We start from the raw sequence: 10843 nt of genomic DNA, 5'->3' as shown, positions 1-10843 counted from the left end.
ATGTGTAGATTATTTGGTTTTCGTTCAGTTATTCAAAGTCAGGTTCACTCGAGTTTAGTCGAAGCAGAAAATGCACTAGGCTCACAAAGTAGCGACCACCCAGATGGCTGGGGAGTTGCTTACTACATCAACCACGTCCCTCATGTTATAAAATCAGAAAAGACAGCTATAAATGACTCAATTTTTAAAAGACTTTCGGGGATTGTTTCTTCGCAAACAGTTCTTGCTCATATTAGAAAATCCACTATGGGTGAAGTAAATATCCTTAACACTCACCCATTTCAGTTTGGCAATTGGACCTTCGCTCACAATGGAAATATCAAGAACTTTCTAGAAAAGAGAGATGAGCTGGTTAAGGCCATATCACCACGGTTTAAACGATTTATCTTAGGTTCCACAGATAGTGAGGTTTTATTTTACTTCATTCTTTCTTATATGGGTGATGAGTTCGATATCTCTGACCGCGGTCTAAAAATTGAAGTCGTCATGAAAAGTGTTCAAGATGCCTTTAAAGAACTAATTAAAATAACTGGTGATGTTTGCCTAGAAAAGGCAGCCGCTCCATGTGAAAACTTTTTGACCTTTATTCTTACTAATGGTCATGTCATGGTAGGACTTAGTGCCGGAAAGAAACTTTACTACAGTACTTTTAAAAATAAATGCCGTGATCGTGACACTTGTCCTAGCTATTCACCAGAATGTGAAGCAAAATCAGAAACAGGATATGTGAATCATTTGATATTTACTTCAGAGCCTCTATCTGGAGAAAATATTTGGATAGAGATGGAAGATTATCAAATAATTGGTGTTGATAATCATATGAAATTAAATTTCGCAAAAGTGAAGTAGTTAAATCACTTCACCTTCCTTAAGATATTCAAAATATTTATCAATTGAATAATTTTGTACATAAAGAAGTGAATAATCACTTATCGCCTGCTCAAGAATTGTAAAGTCAATATCAAGCTCTACAAACGCACTCCACAATAATTCATATTCTCTTGCAGACAATTTTCTATCCACAAAAAGTGACTTGCAAATAAAGTAATATTCTAGCAAGGATTTATTCGCAGAAAGTTTTTGATATATAGACTTAATATAACCTACATCGAGATAGCCATTCAGCATTCTTGTGTCGATATGTTCATTAGTGATAAAATTCATTAGCATAAACACTTCTTCAGAGCGAATTTGCTCACGATTAAGTCCCATTGCAAAATCAAGAATTTCTATATCACTCTCTCCAAAAACTTGCTTTGCAAAATAATGAAGATCCAATTCACTTAACTTCATGTAACGATTCATAAAAAGAACATATAATTTTGCTGCAAGAGTATAGGCAGCACCACGCGGCATAAGTCTTCTAAAAAAATCCTTATTCTCTTTATATATAGCTAAATTTTTACTTACTAGTGCAAAAATAAGAAAATACTCATTGATACTTTCGGCAACAGGAACTTGTTTAAAACGCGTTGTAAACCACTTCTTCTCGCCAGCAGTTAATTTTCCATCACTCATCAACACATCCAGCGTAAGGAATGGAAGAAGATCAATATTTAATTTACGATGTTTCTTTTTTTGTCCAAGTCTATCAATGATCTCTTTGATATATTTAATTTCACTAACATGATAACTTCCATCACTATTTGCAGCTCCAAGTAGAGTTTCTCTAATTTTCATCGCCTCTTCTCTTTCTATTGAAATTAAATCTAATACATTATTAAATTCAAAGAACTCAATTGGCATCTTTGGACGATATTTTGTAGCATGTAAAAGACTTCTAAAGTGACTAAGCTCTTGGTCGTCTAGTATTCCATCATTACCAAATGAAATCATGAAATATGAAAGAACAGCTCTCGAATAGTCATGAAGTGATATATCTTTAACATAAAGCTTTTCAAAAAATTTATATCGTATAGAAAAACATTTTCTAGGACATAAATCCCAAACTCTCTCGACATTCTGTAGAATATCTATTGTTTTTCCATTTCTCTTAGTCGTAAAAAAGTATTTGAAAACTAACTCGTAAACTGAATAGAGTTCATCGCTATTAAAATATAGTTTCGCAAGTCTCAATTCACTCTCAGGTAGCTTCATCGTGATACGCTTCACCTCAACAAGCTTCACATCTTTTTCAAACTTACTCATCTGCATCTGGTAAGAAAAATTAAAGTAGTTCAAAAACTTCTCTGCTTCGATTAGATCGTAGTGAGAGTTCGAGATAAAGTAGTGACATAATAGTAATTTTACTTCTGACTTATTCATTTCTTCTTTGCCTTAACAAAAACTTTTACCTTATTAACATACGTAAAACTAGCTCCAATATAGAAAGAGCAAACAATGAAATAGACCCATAGCATGGCAACCATAAAATTATAGAAGTTTCCATAATCCCTATAAAGATCATCCTTAAAATATTTTAAATATAACCAGTAACTGGACTTCCCGAGGAAAAATAGTAATGTGAATACACATCCTCCCCATAGAGCATCTTTCAAACTCACTTCAATCTGCGCACTAAACTTATAAAAAAGCCCAAAAAAAAGAATTGCAAAAGGCCAAACGACAATTTCAATTATTTTTAAAATAGTATCACTGTCAGTTAAAAAAGTTTCGACAAGAGTTAAAATGAATTGCTTTTCAAAGAGCATGAAAACAACAAGAAAAAACAGTGCCATAAGGACACCAAAAATAAATGACTTCACATCATCTTGAAAAAAGCCACCATCCACATCGACTTTTGAAAGTGTATTAATTCCAAAAACGAAGGATGTACTAATTCCTAAACACGCAAAAAACCAAATTCCAACTTGATATAGCTTTACACTATGCCCGGAAATTTGTTCTTCAATAAGCATACGTAGGCTTTTTAAAATAGATGGATCGATTTTTGGAAAACTTGAAAAAAGAGTCGTAATAACGTGCTCCTTTGCGATTTCATTATCTCCTACATACAAGCCTATTACTGATATAATCAATAGAATCGCGGGTCCAAAGCTTAAAATCGTAAAGAATGTTGTTGCCCCAGCAAGTACCTCCCCTTTTCTTTTTTTAAAAAGAAAAATGGCACTTAAGAATCTTGTTATGAATTCTTTCACAAAATTAAAAAAATATTGTTCGAAGAACTCTGACTCGCCCTTCATTTTTTTTAGTATTTTCATCAATTACTGTTCGGTAAAAAATTTCGATACTTAACTCAACACCGACTAAAACGGTACAGAAATATTATGTGAAATTTGTCCGACTATTTCTAAATTTAATTTAATGGTAAAATAATACGATAAGGGATTATTCCCTTAGATTGCTTTAAGGGATCATGGAGGATCGATGAGCAAATATATGTTCTTTACTATTTTATTTCTGATATCTTCACCAAGTTGGGCGAGGAAGCCGGCGGTGGAACCAATATTAGGGGTATCAATTGAAGAGTATAAGGAAGTCCCACCAGAAAAAGCTAAAGGTTACGACTTTTCAGATGCTAATAATCCAAATGCTGTAGTTGAAAAACCAGAAGAAAGAATTCACTCTCCAGAGGGAATTGAAGTTAAATCACTTACTGAAACATCAAGTACAAGCAAACTTCTTTTCTTATTCTTTATGTTTCTACCTATCATTGCAAGTGGCTTTGCTTTTTTTAAAGTTTCTCGCAAAGATCATTCAAATGTTGTTTCACTTGAAGAACTTCGTAACAGGAAAGGAAGAGAAGAAGAAAAGAACGACGATATTCCAAAAGCTTCTTAACAGAGACTTTCTCAAATATAGGGATGAAAATTATCATCCCTTTTTTTATTAATTAAGTCTATTCATCAGTCCAACGTCCATCTCTACCATAGAAGAATATTCTTTTAACTCTTCCACTATAGACTATGATATCCAGAACCCCATCATTATTAACATCGTCAAATTTATATTCATAAGGTCTACGTATGTAGGTATCACCATCTCCAAGCTCATACCAAACATTAGTTAATCTCTGGAGAGAATAGTTGGTCACCTCACCTTTCTTTGTAACACCAATATAGATAGATGAACTACCTTGATTTTCAAGATAGCCAGTCTTTCCCTCGAAAAAAAATATAAGCGTCGCGATTTCTGTTTCAGAAATATTTTTCTTTACGATTTTATATGGTCTCGCATCGAAGCCCTTTACTTCAAACTTATAGTCGTAGATAGGCTCTTTCTTATGGTTAAAAAGTTTAAAGTAAGTCAAACCATCTACGAATTGAAACTTTAAAAACTCATTAATTCCATCGCCAGAAATATCAAAAGAATATGTTTTAGGTGCTGATATGAAGTGCTTTTTACGGGGAGCTTCTTTTGGCAGGGTAATCTCCCCATCCAGCATATCTTTGAAAAACCACTCATCTTGGGCCAAGAGATTGATAGAAAGAATGGTAAGTATAAAGATTTTCATCATTTCCTTATTTTAACCCTATGCAAAAAATTAGTCTAATTACACATATTTTGCCTCCATTCATTCACATCAAGTATTTTATAAGTTACTATTTACAAAAAAATTGACCAATTCAGTGAGGTATAAAGGTGATTCTTCAATTAGGACATCTCAAAAATAGTAAGCAGCTAGTTATTAGAACTCTAAATTTTGGAGATAAGTCTTCATCATCAAAAGTTGTTTCTCTTGAAACAATTCAAAGTGAAGTTCTATCATGCTTATTTATTGATAAGTCACTTCTTGAAGATGAGTCGATAAAGGAAAGTCTTCTCGAGAATGCTAAATTCTATCCAATCAGAGAAGCAGGTGAAGCCGGAGTTGATAATGACAACTTTGAGAAAATGAGTTTTGATCAACTTGTAACAATTTTTAATAAAGTTAATCAGACTTGGACACTTCAAAACAATATTTCCCTTCTTGAGAATATGCACACTGTAATCGATCACCTTAATGCGCTTTGGCCCAATGATAGAACGACTTACTTTGAAGAGTTTTGGTTTCTTATCAAGAAAAACCTCGGTGCACTTTCTTTAAGAGTAATCTATAACGATCTAAAGAAAATGGGAAAAAATGATGACAAAAATACTCTCATTCAAGTTTCTATTGAAGGTGATCGCAACCCTAACCCTGTAGAAGGTGGAGATCTCGAAAAAAGCTTAATGGAAAATTATCAAGAGGAATTCGCACTACATTTTAATATGGTCGAGTACGTAGCAAGCAAAGGCCAGTTAGTAATCGCAGGAAATATTAAAAATAGTCCTTATATCATAATGGCAAATATCACTGAGATTTCAAGACTTCAACAATCAGTGCTGCAAAACTTTATCACAGCACTTTCTCGTTAATATAGGAAGGGCGCTTTAAGAACCAAAGCGTCCTAGTTTTTCACCGCCTAATACATGGAAGTGAGTGTGAAAAACAGTCTGACCAGCATCTGGCCCAACATTAGTCACTACTCTAAACCCATTTTTTGATAATTCATTTGATTCGGTATATTTTGAAATAGCCTGATAAACTTCGCCTATTTCATTAGGTGTCGCCTTACTCATTTCATTTACATTTGAAGTATGATTCTTATGAATGAAAAGATAGTGCTCTTTTGACATCGGATAGATGTCTACAAACCCGTAAACTTTTTCATCTTCATAAACTTTAGTAGATGGAATTTCTTTCTTTAAAATTTTACAAAATAAACAGTCTTCCATGATTACCTCTTATTCGTTGATTACTTCTATTTTTGCTCCAAGCTTTTGAAACTTTAAACTTAGATTCTCATAACCACGCTCAAGGTGGTAAATACGATCAATAATAGTCTCGCCTTCACTCACAAGAGCAGCTAACACTAGAGCTGCTGAAGCTCTAAGGTCTGTACACATTACAGGTGCTCCAACAAGTTTTGCTCCACCTTCAATAAAGAGAGAACTTCCCTGCTGATCCATTTTTGATCCTAGTCTCATAAGTTCTGGAACGTGCATAAATCTATTTTCAAAAATATTTTCTGCGATTATAGAGTTTCCTTCAACCACTGCACACAAGGCAACCATCTGTGCTTGAACATCTGTTGGAAAGCCAGGGAATGGAGCAGTTTCAATTTTTGCTCCCTTAAGCTTACTTGGAAAAGTTTTAACATAGTCTTTACCTATTTCAAGCTTAGCACCCATATCAATAAGCTTATCAAGAACAAACTCTAAGTGTTCAGGGTTAAATCTTGTTACTTTAATTTCGGAGTTAGTCATCAGTCCTGCAATAACATAAGTTGCAGCTTCAATTCTATCCCCAATAGCTTCATAGTCTGTTTCACAAAGCTCATCGACACCCTCAACAGTGATTTTATTTGTTCCAATCCCTGAGATCTTCGCACCCATCGAGTTTAGGAAATTTGCAAGGTCGTCAATTTCTGGCTCCATTGCCGCGTTTTCAATAACTGTTGTTCCTTTTGCATAAACAGCGGCCATCATTAAGTTTTCTGTCGCACCAACAGATGGGAACTTAAGTGGAAGTTTAGCTCCTTGTAGTCCATCAGTATTAGCTTCGACGTAACCTGCGCGTAGATCGATTTTTGCACCCATCTTTTCTAGGTTAGACAAGTGAATATCGATTGGACGAGTACCAATCGCACAACCACCAGGTAGTGAAACTTTTGCTTTATTAAGACGAGTAAGTAATGGCCCAAGAACAAAAATAGATGCTCTCATCGTCTTTACCAATTCATATGTTGCTTCATGAGAATTTAATGTCGAAGCATCAAATACTGTGTAATCTCCATCTTCTTCAATTTGAACACCAAGATTCTTTAGAAGCTGGATCATCGTTTTGATATCTCTTAAATTTGGAAGATTTTTAAGTCTTACTTTCTTATCAGTTAAAAGTATTGCAGCAAGAATTGGTAGGTATGCATTCTTAGCTCTAGAGATTTCTACTTCTCCATTTAAGCTTACTGGACCTTTGATTTTAAGCTTTTGCATTTTTATATCCCTTTATAAATCTATTTCTATTTGTATAGTCTTTTATTATTTCCACATTACAGAAGCCTGCATTTTCTAATTTTTTTGCAAGCTCTTCGAGATGATCTTCATGTCCTTCCATATAAAAAAGGCCTCTTTCATGAAGACAATTTTCTACTTGTTTAAACAATTCTTCAAACCACTCATCATACTTTTCATCTTCAATAAAGAGCGCCAAATGAGGCTCAAATGTTGATACTTGATGATGAACAGTTGGATAGTCTTGAATTGATTTTATATACGGTGGATTTGAAACGATAATATCAAATTTCGTATCAACTCCGGCCAGTCTATCACCTTGGTGAAAATCAAGATGAGAATTCTTATTAAATTTAAAGCGCTGTAAAAAAAGGTTTCTCTTTGCTACCTCTAGTGCTTCTTTTGAAATATCTGTTGCAAGTCCATTAATCTCAAACTGTGATTCTTGTAAAAGCGAGAGAATAATTGCTCCGCTTCCCGTACCAATATCACAAATTGAAACTGATTTGCTTAAAGTCTTATTAATATAAGTGGCCACTTCTTCAACGAGGATTTCTGTCTCACTACGAGGGATAAGAACACTTTCATTAACATAGAACTCAGAGCGGTAAAAGAATGCACGCTTTCTAATTTGCTCAATTGGTCGACCTGTTTTTAACTCTTCAAAAAAAAGAGTTACTTCATCTGTCGCAGAAGGAAAGAAAATTGCTTTTGATGTGTCACTTGGATTTAACTGAGTCTGACTGAGTAATTGACGAACTTCCCTACGAATTCTCTCTTCAGAGATACCTGGGTAGTTTTTTTCAAGCCCTTCGCGCTCACTATTAAAAAAGGAGCGCGTATATTCATCCAAAGACAATAGTTCCATAGGACTATTCGTCTTCACCTTTAAGCATCTCTGCTTGATTGTAAGCAATCAATGCATCGATAACTGGGCCGACATCGCCTTCGATAATTCTATCAAGAGAGTAAAGAGTTAAACCAATACGGTGATCAGTTAATCTTCCTTGAGGATAATTATAAGTTCTAATCCTCTCCGATCTATCTCCCGTACCAATTAGGCCTTTTCTATCAGCTGCTTCTTTTGCATTTTTCTCATCTAACATGATTTGGAAAATACGAGCAGAAAGAAGCTTTAAGGCCTTCTCTTTGTTCTTTAGCTGAGATTTTTCTTCTTGGTTATGAACTTGCATCCCTGTTGGAATATGGGTCACACGAACAGCGGAGTCAGTCGTGTTAACGGACTGACCACCTGAACCAGAAGCTCTCATAACGTCAATCTTTACGTCATTAAGGTCAAGCTTCCAATCAAGATCTTCTGTCTCTGGCATAACCGCCACAGTAATAGTTGAAGTATGTACACGACCTTGAGATTCTGTTTTAGGAACCCTTTGAACACGGTGTACACCTGATTCATATTTTAGTTTTGAATAAACCTTGTCACCAGAAACAGTGAAAACAACTTCTTTAATACCTTCATCGTTTGAAGACATCGAATCAACTTCGATTTTCCATCCCTGTTCGCGACAGTAGTTTTGATACATTCTGAAAACGTCACCTACGAAAATCGAAGCTTCGTCACCACCGGCACCTGCTCTGATTTCCACGATAACGTTCTTATCATCTAGAGGATCTTTTGGAAGAAGAAGAATTTTAAGTCTTTCTTCAAAATCTGGAATGCGTGGTTCATTTTCATCGATGACCTCTTTAGCCATCTCACGCATATCTTCGTCTTTTTCATTTTTTAGAATTTCTTTAGCTTCAGCTAGATCATCAACGATTTGGCGATACTCACGGTAAGTTGTTACAACATCTTCCATATTCGCTCTTTCAGATGAGATTTTTTTGAATTCATCCTGGCGATCATAAATTGATGGATCCGCTAGTTTTTCCGTTAAAGATTCGTATCGCTCACATACAGCATCGAGCTTATCAAACATATTCATAAAAAAATTATTCCTTCCTTAGGATCTTAGCTGTTCATTGACTCCATGAACTCAGCATTTGTTTTTGTTTTTGTGATTCTTTGAAGCATAAACTCCATCGCATCAATAGTAGTCATTGGGTGAAGCACCTTTCTAAGAACATAAGTTCTCTGAAGATTTGCTTGATCCATAAGTAGATCTTCTTTTCTTGTTGAAGACTTATTGATATCAAGAGCTGGGAAGATTCTCTTCTCAAGAAGCTTTCTATCAAGTTGGATTTCAGAGTTACCAGTTCCTTTAAACTCCTCGAAAATAACTTCATCCATTCTTGAACCAGTATCAACAAGTGCAGTTGCTATAATTGTAAGAGACCCACCCTTTTCAATATTTCTAGCAGCACCGAAGAATCTCTTTGGTCTGTGTAATGCATTTGAGTCAACCCCACCAGAAAGAATCTTTCCAGATGGTGGAACTACAGTGTTATATGCACGAGCAAGACGTGTAATTGAGTCGAGAAGAATAATTACGTCTTTCTTTGCTTCAGTTAATCTTTTAGCTTTTTCAAGAACCATCTCAGCGACTTGTACGTGACGTGATGCTGGCTCATCAAATGTACTTGATACAACTTCAGCGTTTACGTTTCTCTTCATATCTGTAACTTCTTCTGGTCTTTCATCAATTAGAAGAACAATCAGTACAGACTCTGGGTGATTTGTTGTAATTGCGTTTGCAATTTCTTGCAGAAGAACTGTCTTACCAGCTTTTGGTGGAGCAACGATTAGACAACGCTGACCAAAACCTTGTGGTACGAACATATCGATCATTCTTGTCGAGTAGTTATTTGGCTTGTACTCAAGATCAATCTTTCTCTCTGGGTACAGTGGAGTTAAGTTATCAAAAAGAACTGTCTTCTTATGAGCTTCTGGGGACTGTGCATTGATTGTCGAAACTTTTAAAAGCGCGAAGTATCTTTCATTATCTTTTGGAGGTCTTATTTGACCTTCGATTGAATCACCTTTTCTTAAACCAAATCTTCTAATCTGACTTGGCGAGACGTAGATATCATCCGCACCTGGGAGATAGTTATATCCTGGCGATCTTAAGAAACCAAAACCATCTGGAAGAATTTCTAAAACACCTGCTCCAAAGATTTCTTCATCATTTTTCGCATGAGTCTTTAGAATGGCAAAAATTAGTTCGTGTTTTTTCAAGCTTGATGGATTTTCGATGTCCATACTTTCAGCTAATGTGTTAAGCTCGTTGATTTCTTTTTCTCTAAGATCATTAAGATGCATAGCCGCTGATACTCCTGATAGAAATTTTATATAATTATTAATTGAAAAGTTGAGAATGCCTCTAAGTTATTGATTATATTAATAAAGGTATTTTTTTGGGGTTTATTTGGATAAATTTATATTATGCGCCTATGGGACATTAGTCAACACAATATCAATCATTGACGTATAGCACAACCTAATTTAAATAGATTGCATGCAAGATTTTAAGCACTACCCAAATTACGAACTCTTCAAAAACAAAACTATTTTATCAATTGATTTTGGTGAAAAAGTCATAGGCCTTGCTACCTTTACACCAGGTCGTGAGCCCTATCCAATATCCCGTGGTAGAATTATAAATTCAGGACTTGAGCACTTCTTTAAAGAGATCGCTCAAATTATTGAAGATGATTTCGTTGAAGTCATTATCTTTGGCATTGCTTACCTTACTGATGGTACTGAAACAGATAAGACGCGTGAATTAAAATCTATTTGTGATGCAGTAAGAGAAAAATTTCAAGACGTCCTCGTTATTGAGCAAGATGAAACGCTGACAACAGTCACTGCTAAAGAAAGAATGTTAAACTCTGCAGAGTATAACTTCACAGTAGACCCTAAAAAAATAGATGAAGTTAGTGCAATAATAATTCTTGAGGATTTTATTAGGAAAATTTAAGGGCTTGATTTCTCTTCATTAATAGCTAG

General features: G+C 35.0%; 12 protein-coding genes. 4 read left to right on the top strand and 8 right to left on the bottom strand.

The features are described 5' to 3' along the window. The gene (locus M900_RS02620; RefSeq protein ID WP_021273253.1) at positions 1-849 is read left to right on the top strand and encodes a class II glutamine amidotransferase; all 849 of its coding nucleotides are present in this window, start codon (positions 1-3) and stop codon (positions 847-849) included. Here the strand turns inward: M900_RS02620 and M900_RS02615 are convergent, their stop codons facing one another. Both M900_RS02615 and M900_RS02610 read right to left on the bottom strand, forming a co-directional pair. Next, entirely contained in the window at positions 850-2265 is a 1416-nt protein-coding gene (locus M900_RS02615; protein ID WP_021273359.1) for a TerB family tellurite resistance protein, read from the bottom strand. It lies immediately after the preceding gene. Next, positions 2262-3161 carry a YihY/virulence factor BrkB family protein gene (locus tag M900_RS02610; protein ID WP_034730840.1) on the bottom strand — a complete coding sequence of 300 codons (900 nt, stop codon included), beginning with the start codon at positions 3159-3161 and terminating at the stop codon, positions 2262-2264. Before M900_RS02610 ends, M900_RS02615 begins: the two co-directional genes overlap by 4 nt. Positions 3162-3396: 235 nt before the next feature. Here M900_RS02610 and M900_RS02605 point away from each other — a divergent pair, with 235 nt between their 5' ends. Further along, positions 3397-3741 (top strand): hypothetical protein, encoded by a 345-nt coding sequence (locus M900_RS02605; protein ID WP_157680527.1) that lies wholly within the window; start codon positions 3397-3399, stop codon positions 3739-3741. Positions 3742-3799: 58 nt separating this feature from the next. Here the strand turns inward: M900_RS02605 and M900_RS02600 are convergent, their stop codons facing one another. After that, a complete protein-coding gene (locus tag M900_RS02600; RefSeq protein ID WP_021273104.1) occupies positions 3800-4417 on the bottom strand; it encodes a hypothetical protein in 618 nt (205 codons plus the stop codon). Positions 4418-4542: 125 nt separating this feature from the next. Here M900_RS02600 and M900_RS02595 point away from each other — a divergent pair, with 125 nt between their 5' ends. Next, positions 4543-5298: a hypothetical protein gene (locus M900_RS02595; protein WP_021273085.1), complete on the top strand. Its 756-nt coding sequence runs from the start codon at positions 4543-4545 to the stop codon at positions 5296-5298. Positions 5299-5313: 15 nt separating this feature from the next. On the opposite strand, the gene M900_RS02590 is transcribed toward M900_RS02595, so the two are convergent. The 5 genes from M900_RS02590 to rho are packed head-to-tail and all read right to left on the bottom strand — an operon-like array spanning position 5314 to position 10156. Continuing rightward, on the bottom strand, positions 5314-5658 hold the full coding sequence (locus M900_RS02590; protein ID WP_021273308.1) for a histidine triad nucleotide-binding protein: 345 nt from the start codon (positions 5656-5658) through the stop codon (positions 5314-5316). A gap of 9 nt (positions 5659-5667) precedes the next feature. After that, positions 5668-6918 (bottom strand): UDP-N-acetylglucosamine 1-carboxyvinyltransferase, encoded by a 1251-nt coding sequence (gene murA, locus M900_RS02585; RefSeq protein WP_021273335.1) that lies wholly within the window; start codon positions 6916-6918, stop codon positions 5668-5670. Next, positions 6905-7822, bottom strand: a complete 918-nt coding sequence (locus M900_RS02580) for a HemK/PrmC family methyltransferase (protein ID WP_198295931.1) — start codon at positions 7820-7822, stop codon at positions 6905-6907. Before M900_RS02580 ends, murA begins: the two co-directional genes overlap by 14 nt. Continuing rightward, the gene (gene prfA, locus M900_RS02575) at positions 7809-8876 is read right to left on the bottom strand and encodes a peptide chain release factor 1 (RefSeq protein WP_034731126.1); all 1068 of its coding nucleotides are present in this window, start codon (positions 8874-8876) and stop codon (positions 7809-7811) included. Before prfA ends, M900_RS02580 begins: the two co-directional genes overlap by 14 nt. A 32-nt stretch (positions 8877-8908) precedes the next feature. Then, positions 8909-10156, bottom strand: coding sequence for a transcription termination factor Rho (rho, locus tag M900_RS02570; RefSeq protein ID WP_021273522.1), 1248 nt, complete (start codon positions 10154-10156; stop codon positions 8909-8911). 196 nt (positions 10157-10352) lie between these two features. Here rho and ruvX point away from each other — a divergent pair, with 196 nt between their 5' ends. Beyond that, positions 10353-10814: a Holliday junction resolvase RuvX gene (ruvX, locus tag M900_RS02565; RefSeq protein ID WP_021273042.1), complete on the top strand. Its 462-nt coding sequence runs from the start codon at positions 10353-10355 to the stop codon at positions 10812-10814. Positions 10815-10843: the final 29 nt, after the last annotated feature.

This window comes from Bacteriovorax sp. Seq25_V (assembly GCF_000447795.1).
In the GTDB taxonomy this organism is placed as follows: Bacteria; Bdellovibrionota; Bacteriovoracia; order Bacteriovoracales; family Bacteriovoracaceae; genus Halobacteriovorax_A.
Note: the sequence above shows the minus strand (reverse complement) of the source record. Positions and strands in the feature narration are given on the sequence as shown.

What these genes read in the sequence shown, in the direction of transcription:
- M900_RS02620 (WP_021273253.1), top strand. Translation starts at nt 1, where the DNA reads ATGTGTAGATTATTTGGTTTTCGTTCAGTTATTCAAAGTCAGGTTCAC.
- M900_RS02615 (WP_021273359.1), bottom strand. Translation starts at nt 2,265, where the DNA reads ATGAATAAGTCAGAAGTAAAATTACTATTATGTCACTACTTTATCTCG.
- M900_RS02610 (WP_034730840.1), bottom strand. Translation starts at nt 3,161, where the DNA reads ATGAAAATACTAAAAAAAATGAAGGGCGAGTCAGAGTTCTTCGAACAA.
- M900_RS02600 (WP_021273104.1), bottom strand. Translation starts at nt 4,417, where the DNA reads ATGATGAAAATCTTTATACTTACCATTCTTTCTATCAATCTCTTGGCC.
- M900_RS02590 (WP_021273308.1), bottom strand. Translation starts at nt 5,658, where the DNA reads ATGGAAGACTGTTTATTTTGTAAAATTTTAAAGAAAGAAATTCCATCT.
- murA (WP_021273335.1), bottom strand. Translation starts at nt 6,918, where the DNA reads ATGCAAAAGCTTAAAATCAAAGGTCCAGTAAGCTTAAATGGAGAAGTA.
- prfA (WP_034731126.1), bottom strand. Translation starts at nt 8,876, where the DNA reads ATGTTTGATAAGCTCGATGCTGTATGTGAGCGATACGAATCTTTAACG.
- rho (WP_021273522.1), bottom strand. Translation starts at nt 10,156, where the DNA reads ATGCATCTTAATGATCTTAGAGAAAAAGAAATCAACGAGCTTAACACA.
- ruvX (WP_021273042.1), top strand. Translation starts at nt 10,353, where the DNA reads ATGCAAGATTTTAAGCACTACCCAAATTACGAACTCTTCAAAAACAAA.